This window comes from Tessaracoccus pujii (assembly GCF_055326215.1).
This window is the reverse complement of record NZ_JBUZNP010000005.1, coordinates 127,475-144,664: the sequence shown is the minus strand read 5'-3', so window position 1 is coordinate 144,664 and position 17,190 is coordinate 127,475. Positions and strand designations below refer to the sequence as shown.

Genomic DNA, 17,190 nt, shown 5'->3' with positions numbered 1-17,190 from the left:
CTCGTTGGGCTCACCGCCCCCGGTCCGGATGGCGCCCTGCCGTCCCACTGGGCCACCCCGTCGGTCAATTCTCTGTCGACGGGACATCTCCGCCCTCCGGCGGAACACACAAGGAGACCGAACCCCATGAAGGGCTTCAAGGAATTCATCCTGCGCGGCAACCTCATCGAGCTGGCCGTCGCGTTCGTCGTCGGCGCCTCGTTCGCCACCGTCGTCACCGCGTTCACCACCATGTTCATGGACGTGCTGGGCAAGCTCGGCGGCACCCCGGACTTCTCGGCGTGGAAGCCGGGCGGCGTCTCGGTTGGCGTCTTCCTCACCGCGCTCGTCGCATTCGTCATCGTGGCCGCCGTCGTGTACTTCGGCGTTGTGCTGCCCTACGCCAAGGCCAAGGAGCGCTTCGCCAGGACCGAGGCCGAGGCCCCGGCGCTCACCAAGTCCGAGGCGCTGCTCGAGGAGATCCGCGACGCGCTGACCACCAACCGCGTCTGAGCTGACAGACCTCTCACAGGGGCGTCACCCTCTAGGGGGGTGGCGCCCCTGTGGCGTTCCCGGCCTCACCAGTGCGGCGGCCGGTCCGCGGCGAGCCGGAGTTCGTCGCGGTCCAGCGGCCGCGTCCCCTGAGGCGCAGGAGTGGCCCCCGTGAGGCCCAACGCCTCCCGAGCCTCAGCGAGGGCGGCGTCGAAGCGGGCGAACCCGAGGGCGCGGCGCACCTCCAGCGGCACCGCGAAGGGCCAGGGTTCACGGGCCCGCTGGCGCTGCGCGCGCAGGGCGGCCAGCGCCCCGGCGTCGAAGCCCAGCCCGGCGAGCTCGTCGACCAGCGCCGACGGGGTACTCACGTCAAGCCGCCGGCCGGTCAGCGCCAGACCCAACGCGACCGCGAGGTCCGCGTCAGCCACCGAGCATGGCGCCGTCGGGGACGCTCTGCGCAGACCCCTCATCGGCCAACTCTGCGGCACCGACGACGCTGACCCCGGCGCCGAACGTCCAATCCCCCTCCACCTTCAGCGACGTGGCCCGGCGCAGCGAGGGCGCCACGGGGATGCGGGCGAGGAACTTGCCCACCTTCTTGTAGAACCGCGGGTCGAGGCTGATCTCCGGGGACGCGGTCGTGGTGGCGACGAGGCGCCCCTCGTCGGTGAGGTCGTAGACGTCCGAGCGGAGGAGGAGCAACTCGTTGGTGGTCTTGACGGGGAGGAAGCGGTCGCGGCCCACACAGATGGCGGTGGCTCCCTCGAACACCTCGATGGCCGCGCCCATGGCCGACTCCACCTGGATCACCGGCGTCGAGTCGCCGTCGGACGGGTCCACCGTCTTCTCGTTGCGGATGAGCGGCAGCCCGAGCACGGAGTTGCGTTCGGTGAGAGTGTCGCGGAGAACCTGGAGGTCGAACCACAGGTTGTTGGTGTGGAAGAACGGGTGGCGGTGCTCGTCTGTGAAGAAGTCCATCTCCTCCGGGGCCGTCTGCGCCGTGTCGCGGAGGATCAGCTGGCCGTCGGACCTGCGGACTGCCAGGTGGCCGCCCTTCTTGTCGTTGATGGTGCGGCGGCACACCTCGGCAGCGTACGGGGCACCGGACCGGGCGAACCACCCGGCGATGGTGGCGTTGGGCGCCGCGCCGAGGTTGTCTCCGTTGGAGACGCACGCGTAGCGGAAGCCGTGCTCGAGCAGCTGGTCCAGCACGCCTGAGCCCTCGAGTGCGGGGTAGAGATCCCCGTGTCCGGGCGGGCACCACTCCAGCGTGGGGTCGGCCGGCCACTCGACGGGGGTGAGATCGTCCGCGCGGAGCTTGGGCTCCTGGTTCTGCATGAAGCTGAGCGGCAGATCCTCGACGGGGAGTTCCGGGTACCGCTCCAGATGGGCAAGCGTGTCCGCCTCGGTGCGGAACGAGTTCATGAGCAGCAGGGGAAGGCGGGCGTCGTAGCGGTCCCGGGCCGCCAGCACCTGCTGGGCGAGGAGGTCCAGGAAGGTGAGCCCGTCGCGGACCTCAAGCAGAGTCTTGGCCTGGTCCAGCCCCATCGAGGTGCCGAGGCCACCGTTGAGCTTGATGATCACGGTCTTCCCGATCGCGTCGCGCGCCTCCGCCTCCGTGATGTCCACATCGGCCAGCATCGGCGGATCCAGCAGCGGATCGATGGTGTCCTCGCGGATCACGCCCGTGGCGCCCGATTCGAGGAGCTCGTAGAAACGGGAGAAGACCTCGATGGCGGGGGCCGCGACCCCGGCGTCGATCATCTTCTGGCGGGCGGCGTTGAGGCCGGCTTCAGACACGGCTGTTTCCCTTCGTTGCGGTTCCAGACCGATCCTAGGCCACCCGCTTCAGGACACCTCGACGATGCCATGGGCACCGCGCTCCGCGTCGACCATGACATGGCTGACCACCGGGTAGCGGCCCGGCTCCGGGAATTCGAGCTCCACGAACCCGCCCTCGGCCGCCCCGAGCGCGAGCGTCTGGGCGCCGCCACCGGTGCCGCCGAACGGGTCGAGGCCCTCCTTGAGCAGGTAGCCGCCCTCGCGGTAGACGGTGTCGAACTGCGCGCCCACGATGTGGAAGCTGGTGGAGCGGTTGGGGCCGGCGTCGAGCACCCAGAAGCGGACCCGCTCCCCCACCCGCGCGACGAACGGCCGCTGGTCGTACTGGTTGGCCACCCCGTTGAACACCACGCGGTCGGGCTGCTCCGCCGTCACCGCGTCCGCGTCGACGTCCGTCGCAGCCTCCGCGGTGGCGCCGTCGTCGGCGAGGAACACCTCGGACTGGACGACGACGTACTCGCGGTCCACCTCCGGCAGGCCTGCCGCGGGCTCGATGATGACCGCCCCGTGCATCCCGGCGGCGATGTGCGCGCTCATCGGCATCGTGGAGCAGTGGTACATCCACACCCCCGCGCGCTGGGCCGTGAAGCGGTAAGTGAGCCGCTCCCCGGGCGCGATGGTGCGCATCGGCCCCTCGGGGTTGAGCGCGCTGGCGTGGAAGTCGATGGAGTGCCCCATGGAGCCGTCGTTGATCAGCGTGATCTCGAAGGTGTCGCCGACGCGGCCGCGGAGGGTCGGTCCGACGCTCCCGCCGTTGAAGGTCCAGCGTCGCTGCCACACCCCCGGCGCCACCTCGAGCGGCACCTCGGTGACGCGAAACTCGTAGCGTCGCACCGTCTCGTCGGTCAGGGGTGGTGCCACCGGGTCGACGACGGCGCTCAGCTCCGCGTCCGTGTCACCCGCCACGGGCCTGTGCCCGTGCTCCGGTTCGCCCGCGGCATCGGAGCCGGCGGCCGGCGCGCCTGCCACCACCACCTCGAACGTCATGCCCATCTGCCGGTGACCCACGACGGTGCACCAGCCCGCCATACTCTGCCCGACCACGCCCAGGTCCAGCTCCGCGCTCTCCCCTGGCGCCAGCCGGGGGGTGCGGAGGGTGCCGATCAGGAGGTCGTGCACGGTGGTGGGATCCTCGTTGACCAGCTCGATGATCACCCGGTCCCCCGGCCGGGCCTCCACGCGGTCGGGCACGAACCGCATGCCGCGGGCCGCCACCTCCACCCTGACGGTGTCGCCCGTGGCCGACACGGACGAGGCCGGGGCGGTGGTCGACGCCAGGCCGGCCGCCGCCGGATCGAGGCCCACGCCGACGCTGAGCGCGATGGCCAGCGCCGCCACGCCCGCCACGAGGCCGTCCCCGGTGAAGACGCTTCGCCGTTCCGTCATCTCGGCCGCCGGCTCGCCGGCCATGGCCCGGCGGCGCTCCGCCACGGACGCCCGGATCCCCCGGATCATGAGCGGAAGGAACGTTGCCAGCGCGGCGAGGACCAGCACCGAGACGGTCACCTTGACCCAGCTGGGCAAGGGCGCCACCCACGCGAGCAGCCCGCCGTTGATCACGACGAGCCGCACGGTCGCGAACCGGTCGAACTCGGCGGCCCCCGCCCGGACCACGCGGGGGCCTCCCCCGATCACCGAGGGCAGGAGGTAGGACAGGGCCCCGGTCACGAGCTGCAGCAGGAAGCCCACCACCCACAGCGACGCCAGCATGGGGTAGCCGGAGGCCAGTTCCACGTCGTCGGAGCGCCCGATGTGCACGGCGGTGGCGAGGATCGCCACGCAGCCCCAGACGGCCCCGGCAAGGATCGACGCGGCGGCGAATTCGCGCGGCGGCTTCGCCCGCAAGGGCCGCACCAGACACCGCCCCCACCACACCAGCGCGGCCGAATAGGCCACCAGTCCGGCCACCGCCAGCGGTCGCACGCCCACCAGCGAGCCCGCCACCACCACGGCGATCGCCGTGAGCAGCGCGGGCAGCGCCTGCCTGGCCAGCCGCTCGGCGCGGTCGTCCATGCGGGTGCGCAGCACCGTGGGCCAGAACGTGACGAACGTGCCCACCACTGTCAGCCCGATCCAGCCGAGCAGCATCGTCATGGTGTGGGCCACCAGCAGGGCGGCGTGCCAGCGGTCGTCCAGGCCCCACGCGAGCGCCGCGCCGAACCCGGCACCGACCGGGAGGCAGGCCGCAGCCGCGACGTAGTACCTGATGCAGACCCGGAACCGCCCCGGCAGGGCGCGCCGGAGGTCACGCACCAGGACGGCCCCGTGCCACAGCACCGCCGCGGACACGACGGTGGCGCCGGCCGCGGCCAGCCACCACTGCGCCGTCGGGACGCCGACGAAGACCAGAAGCGACCCGAGCCCCAGCACGGCGAGGCGCACGTCCGCCCTGCGGCGGGTGGCGTCGTCGTCGCGTGTCTTGAGCAGTGCGGCCGTGAAGTGCGCGCTCCACACCATCACCGAGTGGGTCAGCGCGCCGAGCGCGACGAGATGGACCAACAGCCAGGTGGATTCAGGGATCCAGCGATGCGCCACGGCCACCACCACGGCGGCCACCAGCCACAGGACCAGCGCGTAGTCGCGAAGCGACCGTCGGCGCCTCACCCGCGCACCGCCGACGCGACGACGGTGAGCGCGAAGACCAGCAACGCAGCAACGGTCACGATTCCTCCGGTTCGATACAGGTCACCCACGGCGAGGAGGTCGCCGAGGATGCGGGCCGTCATGCCCACGTGCAGCAGCCCGAGCGGGAGCCACATGGACGGCCGGTACGGCAGGGGGCGGCCGATGACGGCCGGGAAGATGGTGGGCGCGTGGGCCATGATCATAGACACACCGAAGCCGAGGAACACGCCGTGGATGGTGGCGTCGTAGTGGCCGTGGGCGGCGGGTTGTCCGACGACGGCCCACACCGCGCCCGCCACCGCGAGCCAGAGGTTGCCCGCGAGGAGAGCGGCGGCGTTGAATCGGCGGAAGCCGGCGGCGCGGATCATGCGCCGGCCCACGTCGTCGCGGATCAGCCACGCGGCGATGAGGACGCACCCCACCCCAAGTACGCGGAAGCCCACGGCGGGCAGCGCGGCCGCGACGGCTGCGCCGAGCGCGACCACCGTCGCCAGGGCAAGGAGGGTCGGCACCGCGCGGGCGCCCATGATGAGCTGCGCCAGCTCGGCGCGCTCGGCCGCGATCGTGATCACGACGAAGGCGGCCAGGAGTGGGAGCGCGGCCGTGACGTCGGCGGCGAGGAGGGCCGCTGCGGCGAGCGGCACGAAGAGCGCGCCCAGCGCCTGCGCCGCCACCAAGGGGAGCGGGGCACGGAACCACAGCGCCACCGCCACCGCGAGGAACGCGACCCCACCGTCGAGCAGGAGCAGCCCGCCGAGCATGGGCGGGGCGCCGAGGATCAGCGCCAGTGATCCCGTGGCCAGCAGGGCAGGCGCCAGGTAGGCGACGGGCCGGCGGAGCGCCTGCGCCCGCTCCAGGGAGATGAGAGTGCCCATGAAACCCAGCGTCATCGCCGGACCGTGGAGGTCGGCGAGCCGGTCCGAGGCCACCGGCGCCCACAGGCCCAACCGGAGAAGGGCCGCGTCGAGGCCCGTCAGCAGCGACACCCCGGCCAGCGCGACGAGGGCGACGCGGAGCCGGAGTGTCGCGGCGGGGGCGTCAGTGGTGGTGCGCGGTGCCGGAGGCGTGATCGTGCTCATGGGTCCTGCCGTCGATCTCGGTCCACTCGTCGCCGTCGAGGCCGAGGGCCGCGGCGGGGAAGAGCCCGTTGTCCTCCTTGTCGATGTGGTCCCGCAGGGCCACCTCGAAGGAGTCCATCAGCGAATGGTCACCCGCCGCGATCGCAGCCAGGAGTTCGTCGAGGGAGCGGTGCTCGCCGCACAGCGTGGTCACGTGGTCGGCGAACTCGTCGCGGCGCTTCATGACGGAGAACAGGCCCACCTCCTCGGACTGCGTGTGCGGCCCGAGCAGGAGAGCGAGGTCGCGGGCGCGCCCCGGCACGTCACCTCCGTCGACGACGGCGCGGCGCAGCTGGCCGCACGCGTTGACGATGGTGACGTGCTCGGCCATGAACCGGCCGATCACCGTGATCGAGTCGCACCCGCAGTAGCTGCACATCAGACGCGTGCCAGCTTCAGCTTCCAGGCCTCGGGCCCCTCCTCCACGTAGCTGACCTCGATGGCGTCGCCGTGGCGCTCCGAGATCTGCCGCAGGAGCGGGACGGGGTTGTGGGGGGCCACCAGCACGAACGCGGCGCCCGGCTGCAGCCCGTCGACGACTCCGTGGATGGCCGCGTGCCGGACGGCGTGAGGGATCACGCGCGCGTCGAGCTCGGGGAGGGACTCGTCATGACCGCCGCAACCGCAGCCTGACTTCGGGGTGAGGGAGATCTCTGTCATGCGCCACAGATTACTACAAGTAGTTTGTATCAAATCTCCGGGGTCCGGGATGTCCCGGCCGTCAGTCGTCGAGAAGCCTGCAGCCCGACCGGTACCGGTCCACCACCACATCTACGAGCCCGGGATGGGCGCCGATCGGCTCGGCGAGCAGGTCTCCGCCCGCGCGGGCGAGCCTGCGCTGGAAGAACCCGTGCCCGATGAGGTACGAGGCCAGGGCCACCGGGCGATTCCCCCGGGCGGCGGTCACCGCGTCGGACACCGTCGGCTCGGCCTTCGCCAGGAAGCCCACCGTCACCGGCCCAGCCCAGCGCTCCTGCACACCGCGCGCCACGCCGCGACCCACGTCTGCCGCCTCCGGGCGCGACGACCCGGCGACTCCCACCACCACCGCGGCATCCTCCGGTACGCCGGCCTCCAGGAGCCGGTCCACGAGTGCGGCCTCCAGCCGGGGGTCCGGGCCGAGCGGGCCTGTGGAGACCACCTGTCCGGGATGCGAGGCGATCGCGTTGCGCACGTCCACCTCCGTGTGGAAGCCGAGGGTGAGCAGCACCGGGACCACGACGACGGTCTCCCCGCGGGCGACGAGTCGGTCGACGACGACGTCCAGCTTGGGCTCCTGTACGTCGACGTAGGCGGCCTCCACGGTCACATCCTGCAGCCGCTCCGCCACCGCCGCCGCGATGGCCAGCACGGCCGCCTGGCCGTCCGGGTCGTCGGTGCCGTGCGCGCAGACGACGAGGGCCGGTCTCATGCGCTGACCTCCAGGCGGTATCCGCGCCGTGGCACCGTGCGCACGAGCGAGCGGTCCCCCATGCTATCCCGGAGGCGTGCCACCGCGACCTCCGCTGCGTGCGGGTCGTTGGAGCATCCCGGTAGCACGGCCAGGATGTCCTCGCGCGAGACCACCCCACCCCCGGCTTCGACGAGGGCGCGCAGCACGGCGAACTGCACCTGGCTGAGCGGCAGGGCCTTCCCGTCCAGGCTCGCGGCGGACCGCCGCAACCACAGCACACCCGCCGGCGTGGCCACCTCGGCCACGCCGCGCGCGGACAGCGCCGCGGTGAGCTCCCGCACCAGCGCGCCCAGCCGGAACCGGTCCGGGATCAGCGGGGTGAGGCCCAGCTCGATGAGGGGCGCCGCGGTGACCGGCCCCACGGTCGCGGGCAGGACGGGCCCGGCCATCGCCTTGATGGCCGCGTCCCTCAACCCCTCCCGCTCGCAGGCGGCGAGGAACTCCACCACGCCGTGCGCGGACGTGAAGGCCACCGCGTCGACCTCGGCGGCCGCCACCAGTCCGACGGCGCGGCTCACGGCCTCGGGGTCCGGGGAGGGTCCCCAGCGGTACACCACCAGCGACGTGACGCGGGCGCCCAGCTCGACGAGGAGCTCGTCGATGCCGTCGCTGCCCGCGCCGTGGTGCTGCACGGCCACGTGCAGGCCCGCGACCCCCTCGGTCTCGAAGAGCTCTTTGATCTCGGCCGCCGTCTCCGAGTCCGCCACCCAGTCGGCCGTCAGGCCGGCGCCGTGGACCGCGCCCTGCGCCTTCGGGCCGCGCGCGATGATCCGGGCTCCCCTCAACACCTCCAGCAGCTCACCGGCAGACCCTGCGGCGTCCGCGGCCTCCATCCAGCCGCGGAACCCCACGCCTGTGGTGGCCACCACCGCGTCCGGGGGATCGGCGATCAGCGCTCTGGTGTGTGCGATCAGCAGCTCATCGTCGGCGTGCGGCACGATCGAGAGGATGGGGGCCCGGATGATCTCCACCCCGCGGCGCTCCAGCGCCGAGGCCAGTTCGGAGGCGCGCCGCTTCGCGGTCAGCACGACGCGGCAGCCGGCGAGCGAGTGCGCGCCGGCTGCCGCGGTGGAACCGTCGGCGGTCACCGTCGCGTCCATTCAGCCCGCCCTGGCCAGGCCCTCGGCGGGCCGACGCAGCGGCGCCTCCTCTGTGACCTGCGACCCGACGAACACCCGTCCGTCGAGCACCGCCACGGCCCACGTGCCGAGCGCCTTCGCGGGGTCCGACAGGCACACGCCTGTGCGGAGGTCGAAGGCCTGCTTGTACATGGGAGAGAAGAGTACGGGCACGTCCTCCCCGTCCACCAGGGACGAGCCCACGAGCCCACGGGCCATGACGTTGGCCCGGGCGAAGGGGTCCCACATGCCGACGGCGACGACGCGGTCGTCGTGGAGCCGGACGATGGCCACCTGCCGGCCGTCGATCAGTGCGGCTACGGGCCGTTCCGGCAGCAGGTCGTCAAGGCGGCAGACGGGTTCGGCGGTGGTGATCATCGCGCTCCTCCAATGGGGATGGTGGGTCCGGCGACCAGGACCGGCCGCCGCTCGGAATCGACCAGCTCGACGCCGGAGGTGCGGTCCGCGTCCGTGGCGGGACGGACCTGTCCACGCTCCCCCACGTACTGAAGGTTGTCGTCGACGGCGTCGGCCGCGTTGACGAAGCCCGCGAACCGGGCCAGCTTGACCGGGTCCTCCAGCACGTCGCGCCACTCGTCGCGGTAGCCGTCGACGTGGCCGGCCATGGCGACGTCGAGGTCCGCGGCGATGCCGAGGGAGTCCTCCATGATCACCTTCCGGACGTGATCCAGGCCGCCCTCGATCGACTCCAGCCAGACCGCCGTGCGCTGAAGGCGGTCGGCGGTGCGCACGTAGTACATGAGGAAGCGGTCGATGGTGCGCACGAGCTCCTCGGTGGTGAGGTCCTCGGCCAGGAGGACGGCGTGACGGGGGGTGAAGCCGCCGTTGCCGCCCACGTAGACGTTCCAGCCCTTGTCCGTGGCGATGATGCCGACGTCCTTGCCGCGGGCCTCGGCGCATTCGCGGGCACAGCCGGAGACGCCGAGCTTGAGCTTGTGCGGCGAGCGGAGGCCGCGGTAGCGCAGCTCCAGGTCGATCGCCAGGCCGACGGAGTCCTGGACGCCGTAGCGGCACCAGGTGGACCCGACGCAGGACTTCACGGTGCGCAGCGACTTGCCGTAGGCGTGGCCTGACTCGAACCCGGCGTCGACGAGGCGCCGCCAGATGTCGGGCAGCTGATCGATCCGTGCGCCGAACATGTCGATGCGCTGGCCGCCGGTGATCTTGGTGTAGAGCCCGAAGTCGCGGGCGATCTGGCCGATCACGATGAGCCCGTCCGGGGTGATCTCGCCGCCGGGCACGCGGGGCACGACGGAGTAGGTGCCGTCCTTCTGGATGTTGGCCAGCACGTGGTCGTTGGTGTCCTGGATGGCGGCCTGTTCGCCGGCGAGGATGTGTCCGTTGCCGAGGCTGGCGAGGATCGAGGCGACGACGGGCTTGCAGATGTCGCACCCGCGGCCGCGGCCGTGCCGGCCGATGATCTCGGAGAAGGTGGTGAGCCCGGTGATCCGGACCACGTCGAACAGCTGGGCCCGGGAGAGCTCGAAGTGCTCGCACAGGGCGTTGCTGACGACCGTGCCGGATTTCTCGAGCTCCGCGACCATCAGCTTGCGGACCAGCGGCAGGCAGGAGCCGCAGCTGGTGCCGGCCTTGGTGCAGGCCTTGACGCCGGCGAGGTCGGTGCAGCCGCCCTCAGTGACGGAGCAGCGGATGGCACCGGCGGTCACGTTGTTGCAGGAGCAGACGGGGGCGTCGTCGGGCAGCTCGCCCTGGACCGGGGCGCCCTCCGCGCCGGCGGGCACGAGGTAGGCGGCGGGGTCCACCCCGAGCGGCCGGCCCAGCAGGGGCCTGAGGCCGGCGTAGGCCGAGGCGTCGCCCACCAGGATGCCGCCGAGCAGGGTGCGGGCGTCGTCGGACAGGACCAGCTTCTTGTACACGCCGGCGATCGGGTCGGTGTAGACCACCGACAGGGCGCCCTCGGTGGCGCCGAAGGCGTCGCCGAAGCTGGCCACGTCGACGCCGAGGAGCTTCAGCTTGGTGGAGAGGTCGCCGCCGGTGAAGGTGCCGGAGCGGCCGAGCATCTGGTCGACCGCCACCTCCGCCATGGTGTAGCCGGGGCCGACGAGGCCCCAGACGCGGCCCTGGATGCAGGCCACCTCGCCGATGGCGAAGATGTCAGGGTCGGCGGTGCGGCAGGTGTCGTCGACGACGATGCCACCGCGCTCCCCCACCTCGAGGCCGGCGTCGCGGGCGAGTTCGTCGCGGGGGCGGACGCCGGTGGCGAAGATCACCACGTCCACGGCGATGGAGGTGCCGTCGTTGAAGACCATCTTCTCGACGGCGATCCGGCCCTTGATGGCCGAGGTGGCGGTGCCGACGCGGACGTCGACGTCCATGGCCTCGATGAGGCGTTTGAGCGACTCGCCGCCGCCCTCGTCCACCTGCAGGGGCATCAGCCTGGGGGCGAACTCGACCACGGTGGTGTCGGCGCCGAGCTTCCGCAGCGCGCCAGCGGCCTCGAGGCCCAGCAGGCCGCCGCCGATGACGGCGCCGCGGACGCGACGCTTCGGGTTGCGTTCCTGCAGCGTCTCGACGTAGCCGCGCAGGGCGGCCACGTCGTCGATGGTGCGGTACACGAAGCAGCCGGGCAGCTCACGGCCGGGAACAGGCGGCATGAACGCGTAGGAGCCGGTGGCCAGCACCAGGGAGTCGTAGGCGTGCGACATGCCGTTCTCGGTGATGACGGTGTGCGCCGCGGGGTCCACGGAGACCACCTTGGCGCCGCGCCGCAGCTTGACGTTCGGGTCCTGCCAGAGGTGCGCCTCGCCGAGGTTGAGCAGCTCGGGGTCGCGGTTCTCGAAGTAGCTGGTCAGCGCCACCCGGTCGTAGGGGGGACGGGGCTCCTCGGCCAGGACGGTCACGCGCCACTCGCCGGCCTCGTCGCGCGAACGCAGGGCCTCGACGAATCGGTGGGCGACCATGCCACCTCCGACCACCACACACAGCTTGCTCATATCGGCCTCCAGGGGTCTAGTCGGTTGGGCTCCTTGGTATCTACGACGCTAGGCGGCGCAGTTTCCGGGGCGGGATCATTCACGTTTCGGGTGTGAAACAAGCCACTCACGCGACGGTGACCCGCTCGAGTGAGGTTCGCGGAGTGCCGGCGGCGCCGAGGGCGGCGACCAGGCTGCAGACGTCGGCCGTGCAGCTTCCGCAGCCGGTGGAGGCGCGGGTCGCCGTCGCCACGGCCTCGGGGGTGTCGGCGCCGGCTTTAACTGCATCGGTGATGGCCGCCTTGGTCACGGCGTTGCAGCGGCACACGATCGCGGCGTCCGGCAGGTCGGCCACAGACATCGACGGCGCCGCGCCGGCGAGCGGGCGGGCCAGCAGGGCGGCCGGGTCGTCGGGGACGGGTGTGCGGGAGTCGAACGCCACCGTCAGGTCGGCCGCGACCTGGGGATCGCCGACGCAGGTGGCGCCCACCAGGAGTCCGTCCGCGACGGCCACCCGCACCCGGCGGCGGCCCACCGGATCGGTGAGGGACAGCACCCGCGGCGCGCCGGGCGCGAACTCGTCGGCCGGGAACTCCCCCATGGTGACCGCCTCGAGGCCCTCGGCCTTGACCCGGAACACGCCGGAGTCGGCGCCGAGCACGGGCCGGGGTCCGGACCGGCCGCTGATCTTCTCGGCCAGGTGGTGCGCGAGGACGCGCGCCTGCTCCCAGCCCGGGCCCACCAGCCCGGGGCAGCCGCGGGGGGGGCGGGCGCAGTCGCCGATGGCGTAGATGGCCGGGTCGTCGGTGCGGCACGTGTCGCTCACGAGGATGCCGTTTCGCACCCACAGGTCGGCGGCCTCCGCCAGGCGGGTCCGGGGCCTGACCCCGATCGCGACGAGCAGGAGGTCGGCGGGGATGTGCCTGCCGCTGGTCAGCCTGACGGAGGTGAGGGCGCCGTCACGGCGACGCTCCACCCCGGCGACGCGCACGTCGACGAGGATGGTGATCCCGCGGTCCGTCAGCCCTGCGCGGACGACGGCGCCGCTCGCGGGATCGAACTGGCGGTCCAGCGGCGCCGAGCCGCGGTGCACGATGGTGGCGTCGCTGCCGGCCTCGGCGAGCGCGACGGCGGCCTCGATGCCGAGGACGCCTCCCCCCATGACCACGACCCTGGCGCCGGCGGCCGCGGCCGAGCGGACCCGGTCCGCGTCGTCCCAGGTGCGCAGCGCGGCCACTCCCGGCATGGGGGTGCCGTCGGCGCGGACCACGCCGTCGACGGTCGGGAACACCGGCTCCGCGCCGGTGGCCAGCACGAGCGTGTCGAAGGGGTGCTCCTCCCCCGTGGAGTCGACGACCGTGCGGTTGCGGCGGTCGATCCCGGTGGCCTTGCGGCCGCGCAGCATCCGCACACCACGGCTCTCGGGCAGCGTGAGCCCGGGCAGGTCGGCCCGGCCCATGATCACGTCGGGCAGGAGGATCCGGTTGTAGGCGGCGTGCCCCTCCTCGCCCAGGACGGTGACCTCGACGTCGTTGAGGCGGTGGGAGGCCAGGTCGGCGAGGAAGCGGTGCCCCACCATGCCGTGACCCACGACCACGATCCGGTGACTCATGCCGCCGCTCCGATCCGTGTCAGCCGCACGGCCGCGACCTTCAGCTCGGGCATGCCCGAGATGGGGTCTGTGGCGGCGTTGGTGACCCGGTTGACCGCGCCGGCGTCCGGGTAGTGGAAGGGCATGAAGACCGTGTCGTGCCGGATGCCCTCGGTGAGCCGGGCCACCGCCTCGCAGCTACCCCGGCGGGAGTGGACGGCCACCTTGTCCCCCGCCGCGACACCGAGCCGCTGGGCCAGGAGCGGGTGCATCTCGACGTAGGCCTCCGGCTCGACGTTGTTGAGCGCGGGGACGCGGCGCGTCTGCGCGCCGGACTGGTAGTGCTGGAGGACCCGGCCGGTGACGAGGTAGAGCGGCAGCTCGGGGGTGAGCGTGTCGTCGGGAGGCGTCTCGTCCACGGGGTGGAGGACCGCGCGCCCGTCAGGAGTCTCGAAGCGGTCGAGGAAAACCCGGGGGGTGCCGGGATGTTCGGGGGCAGGGCAGGGCCAGTAGAGCGCGTCGCCGTCGCGAAGCCGCTGGTGGCTGAAGCCGGCGTAGTCGGCCACGCCGCCCGCGCTGGCCCGGGCCAGTTCGTCGAACACGACCGCGGGATCGGCGCTGAACGGGATGGGGCTTCCCAGACGCTCAGCCAGGTCGCTCCACACCTCCAGTTCGGTCCGCACGCCGACGGGGGGCAGGGCGGCGCGGGCGCGCAACAACAGGCGACCCTCGAGGTTGGTCATGGTTCCGGTCTCCTCCGCCCATTGGGTGACGGGGAGGACCACGTCGGCCATGGCCGCGGTCTCGGACAGGAAGAAGTCGGCCACCACGAGGAGGTCGAGTGCCTGGATCCGCTCGGTGAGGCGCAGGACGTCGGGCAGGCTGACCACCGGGTTGGACCCGTGGATGAGCATCGCCCGCGGTCCGCCGGGGGTGGCGAGCGACTCGAACAGCGCGACGGCCGGCTTCCCGGGCCCCGGTAGTGAGTCCGGGTCCACTCCCCAGACGGCGGCGACGTGCGCGCGGGCGTCTGGGTCGGTGATCGAGCGGTACCCGGGCAGCTGGTCTGCCTTGAGCCCGTGCTCGCGGCCGCCCTGGCCGTTGCCCTGGCCGGTGAGGCAGCCGTATCCGGACCCCACCCTCCCGGGGAGCCCCAGGCAGAGGGCGAGGTTCACGGCGGCGGTGACGGTGTCGGTGCCGTGGGCGTGCTGCTCGGCCCCGCGGCCCGTGAGCACGTAGGCGCCCCGTCCCCCGCGCGCGGGGCTGGCTGCGGCGAGGAGGCGCGCCGCGCGCCGCAGTTCGGTGACGGGCACGCCGGTCACGCGCTCCACCCGTTCCGGCCACCACGCAGCGAGGCTGGCGCGCAGGTCGTCGACGCCGTTGGTGCGCTCGGCGAGGTAGGCCTGGTCGACGAGGCCCTCGGTCCACAGGATCTGGGTGAGGCCGAGGAGCAGAACCAGGTCCGTGCCGGGCAGCGGGCTGAGGTGGAGGCCGCGGCCGTCGCCGGTGAGGGCCGCCGTCGGCGTGCGGCGAGGGTCCACGACGATCAGCCCGCCGGCCTCCTGCGCCCCGGACAGGTGGGTGCAGAAGGGCGGCATCGTCTCGGCCGGGTTGGACCCGACGAGCAGGATCGCGCCCGCGCCGTCGAGATCGGTCAGCGGGAACGGCAGACCGCGGTCGAGCCCGAAAGCCCGGCGGCCGCCCGCCGCCGCCGACGACATGCAGAAGCGTCCGTTGTAGTCGATGTTGGGGGTCCGCAGCGCCACCCGGGCGAACTTCCCGAGCTGGTAGGCCTTCTCGTTGGTGAGCCCACCGCCTCCGAAGACAGCCACCGACTCCGGGCCGTGCTCGGCCCGCAGCCGCAGCAGCGTGTCGGCGACGAGAGCGAGCGCGGTGTCCCAGTCGGTCGCGACGAGTTCCCCGTCGCGCCGCACCAGCGGGGAGGTGAGCCGGTCCGGCGCCGTCAGCACCTCGGCCGACGTCCACCCCTTCTGGCACAGGCGGCCCCGGTTGGTGGGAAACTCCAGCGGGGTGACCGCCGGCGTTGCACCGACGGTCGCCCCTGGCGCCACGGCCATCGCGCACTGGAGGGCGCAGTAGGGGCAATGGGTGGCGGTCATGATCAGACCTTCAGTGTCGCGAGGGGCGAGGTCCGCCGCAGGTAGACGAACCAGGTGACCCCGAGCATGAGGAGATAGACCCCCACCATCACCCAGAGCGCCGGCTGGAGGCCGCCCGTGACGGTCCGCGAAAGCGCGAAGCCCTGCGGGATGAGGAACCCGCCGAAGGCGCCCACCGCACCGGCGATGCCGATGCACCCGGCCGCCGCGCGACCAGCCGCGACGAGCGAGGCCGGATCGCTGCCCGACGTGCCGGAGAAGACGGCCGGGATCATCCGGTACACCGAGCCGTTGCCGATGCCGGTGAACACGAACAGCCACAGGAAGGAGAGGAAGAAGACCGGGAACGACTGCGCCTGCAGGCCCATGATGGCCCCCACCGCCCCCACGGCCATGGCCGCGAAGGAGACGCAGGTGACGAGCGCGCCGCCGATGCGGTCGGACAGGTAGCCGCCGAAGGGGCGGGCGAGTGAGCCGACAAGGGCGCCCATGAAGGCCAGCGAGAGCGTCACCGTCGGGAAGAGGTTCCTCAGGAGCGTCGGGAAGGTGGCGGAGTAGCCGATGAACGAGCCGAACGTGCCGATGTAGATGAACGAGATGATCCACGTGTGGGGGTGGCGCAGCGCGGCCGCGTAGGCGCGGGGATCGGACTTCGCATTGGACAGGTTGTCCATGCCCCGCCACGCCAGCACGGCGGCCAGCAGTGCCAGGGGGATGAACATCAGGCCGGCCCGGTCCAGGCTGAGCCCCGCACCCAGGGTGATCACGATCGGCACCGCCAACTGCACCGCAGCGGTGCCGAGGTTGCCGCCGGCGGCGTTGAGGCCCAAGGCGGCGCCCTTCTCCTTCGCGGGGAAGAAGAACGAGATGTTGGCCATCGACGAGGCGAAGTTGCCGCCGCCCACGCCCGCCAGCGTGGCGATTCCCACCAGCGCGATGAAGGGCAGATCCGGATGGTTGACCGCCCACGCCAACGCCCCGGCCGGAAGGAGGAGCAGCATCGCCGATACCACCGTCCAGTTGCGGCCGCCGAAGCGCGGGACCGCGAAGGTGTACGGCAGGCGGAGGGTCGCGCCGACGAGCGCCGGCGTCGAGACCAGCCAGAACATCTCGTTGATGCTCAGGTTGAATCCCACCCCGTTGAGCTGCGGCACGACGATGCTCCAGAGCGCCCACACCGCGAACCCGAGGAACTCGGCGAAGATGGACAGCCAGAGGTTTCGGCGGGCGATGGGCCGGCCCACGCTCCCCCACTGGTGGGGGTTCTCCGGATCCCAGCCGTCGATCCAGCGGCCGGGACGGCGCGTAAGCCCGCTTGTGAGGGCGTCGAGGGCCAGGTCGGGCTCGCTCGACGGGTGGATGCGAGTGGTGGTCATGGTGTCGCTCCTTCGGCTCTTTCTCGGTCACGGGCTGTGGTGAGCGACGCTGCTCGAGTACGAACCTAAGTTCCCGGTGTGTCGACCGATCACCCGCCGGGTAACGGAGGTGTCACTTCTTCCTCACGCCCGCCGTCGGCCGGCTGTGAGGGCGAGGGCGACTTGAGCCGGACACGGCTTTCGATGGAGGTCGGTGAGCCTACGACGAGCATCGACGCCCGGATCGCCGGATTTGATCGTTCCACGTCCCGCGAGACCCAATCCCGGCTCAAATGCACTGGCCGCGCCTCCGGGGACGGGTGCGGTCTGCAGCATCGGCTGCGGCCCGGTATCCTGTCCGTTGGCCCGTGGTTCAGGGCCGACTGGCCCCGTAGCTCAGGGGATAGAGCAGAGGTTTCCTAAACCTTGTGTCGGAAGTTCGAATCTTCCCGGGGTCGCCACCATCACTCGACGCGTTCCAGCGTCCCGTCGGGTCGGCGCCTGAGCTGAAGCTCCTGCCACACGTGACCGCAGCAGGTCCGG

The 17,190-nt window shown here is 72.2% G+C and carries 14 protein-coding genes and 1 tRNA gene; 2 read left to right on the top strand and 13 right to left on the bottom strand.

The window, feature by feature from the left end:
* Positions 1–126 precede the first annotated feature (126 nt).
* Positions 127–492 carry a large conductance mechanosensitive channel protein MscL gene (gene mscL / locus ACZK5N_RS08995; RefSeq protein ID WP_459018949.1) on the top strand — a complete coding sequence of 122 codons (366 nt, stop codon included), beginning with the start codon at positions 127–129 and terminating at the stop codon, positions 490–492.
* A gap of 65 nt (positions 493–557) precedes the next feature.
* Here mscL and ACZK5N_RS08990 read toward each other — a convergent pair whose 3' ends face one another.
* The 13 genes from ACZK5N_RS08990 to ACZK5N_RS08930 all read right to left on the bottom strand — a co-directional run bounded on the left by ACZK5N_RS08990 (position 558) and on the right by ACZK5N_RS08930 (position 16,668).
* On the bottom strand, positions 558–899 hold the full coding sequence (locus ACZK5N_RS08990; RefSeq protein ID WP_459018948.1) for a hypothetical protein: 342 nt from the start codon (positions 897–899) through the stop codon (positions 558–560).
* Positions 892–2,271, bottom strand: coding sequence for a UTP--glucose-1-phosphate uridylyltransferase (locus ACZK5N_RS08985; RefSeq protein ID WP_459018947.1), 1,380 nt, complete (start codon positions 2,269–2,271; stop codon positions 892–894). Before ACZK5N_RS08985 ends, ACZK5N_RS08990 begins: the two co-directional genes overlap by 8 nt.
* 48 nt (positions 2,272–2,319) lie before the next feature.
* Entirely contained in the window at positions 2,320–4,917 is a 2,598-nt protein-coding gene (locus ACZK5N_RS08980) for a multicopper oxidase domain-containing protein (RefSeq protein ID WP_459018946.1), read from the bottom strand.
* On the bottom strand, positions 4,914–6,017 hold the full coding sequence (locus tag ACZK5N_RS08975) for a DUF8744 domain-containing protein (RefSeq protein ID WP_459018945.1): 1,104 nt from the start codon (positions 6,015–6,017) through the stop codon (positions 4,914–4,916). Before ACZK5N_RS08975 ends, ACZK5N_RS08980 begins: the two co-directional genes overlap by 4 nt.
* Positions 5,977–6,435 carry a hemerythrin domain-containing protein gene (locus tag ACZK5N_RS08970; protein ID WP_459018944.1) on the bottom strand — a complete coding sequence of 153 codons (459 nt, stop codon included), beginning with the start codon at positions 6,433–6,435 and terminating at the stop codon, positions 5,977–5,979. Before ACZK5N_RS08970 ends, ACZK5N_RS08975 begins: the two co-directional genes overlap by 41 nt.
* On the bottom strand, positions 6,435–6,716 hold the full coding sequence (locus ACZK5N_RS08965; protein WP_459018943.1) for a DUF2249 domain-containing protein: 282 nt from the start codon (positions 6,714–6,716) through the stop codon (positions 6,435–6,437). Before ACZK5N_RS08965 ends, ACZK5N_RS08970 begins: the two co-directional genes overlap by 1 nt.
* Before the next feature lie 61 nt (positions 6,717–6,777).
* The gene (locus ACZK5N_RS08960; protein ID WP_459018942.1) at positions 6,778–7,467 is read right to left on the bottom strand and encodes a sirohydrochlorin chelatase; all 690 of its coding nucleotides are present in this window, start codon (positions 7,465–7,467) and stop codon (positions 6,778–6,780) included.
* On the bottom strand, positions 7,464–8,609 hold the full coding sequence (locus tag ACZK5N_RS08955) for a uroporphyrinogen-III synthase (protein ID WP_459018941.1): 1,146 nt from the start codon (positions 8,607–8,609) through the stop codon (positions 7,464–7,466). The genes ACZK5N_RS08960 and ACZK5N_RS08955 overlap by 4 nt, the downstream gene beginning before the upstream one ends.
* Positions 8,610–9,005 carry a nitrite reductase small subunit NirD gene (nirD, locus tag ACZK5N_RS08950; protein WP_459018940.1) on the bottom strand — a complete coding sequence of 132 codons (396 nt, stop codon included), beginning with the start codon at positions 9,003–9,005 and terminating at the stop codon, positions 8,610–8,612.
* Positions 9,002–11,602: a nitrite reductase large subunit NirB gene (nirB, locus tag ACZK5N_RS08945; RefSeq protein ID WP_459018939.1), complete on the bottom strand. Its 2,601-nt coding sequence runs from the start codon at positions 11,600–11,602 to the stop codon at positions 9,002–9,004. Before nirB ends, nirD begins: the two co-directional genes overlap by 4 nt.
* A gap of 106 nt (positions 11,603–11,708) precedes the next feature.
* On the bottom strand, positions 11,709–13,193 hold the full coding sequence (locus ACZK5N_RS08940) for an FAD-dependent oxidoreductase (RefSeq protein WP_459018938.1): 1,485 nt from the start codon (positions 13,191–13,193) through the stop codon (positions 11,709–11,711).
* The gene (locus ACZK5N_RS08935) at positions 13,190–15,292 is read right to left on the bottom strand and encodes a molybdopterin oxidoreductase family protein (RefSeq protein ID WP_459018937.1); all 2,103 of its coding nucleotides are present in this window, start codon (positions 15,290–15,292) and stop codon (positions 13,190–13,192) included. Before ACZK5N_RS08935 ends, ACZK5N_RS08940 begins: the two co-directional genes overlap by 4 nt.
* 2 nt (positions 15,293–15,294) lie before the next feature.
* Positions 15,295–16,668, bottom strand: coding sequence for an MFS transporter (locus tag ACZK5N_RS08930; RefSeq protein WP_459018936.1), 1,374 nt, complete (start codon positions 16,666–16,668; stop codon positions 15,295–15,297).
* 364 nt (positions 16,669–17,032) lie between these two features.
* Between ACZK5N_RS08930 and ACZK5N_RS08925 the strand changes: the two genes are divergently transcribed.
* Positions 17,033–17,108, top strand: a tRNA-Arg gene (locus ACZK5N_RS08925).
* Positions 17,109–17,190 lie beyond the last annotated feature (82 nt).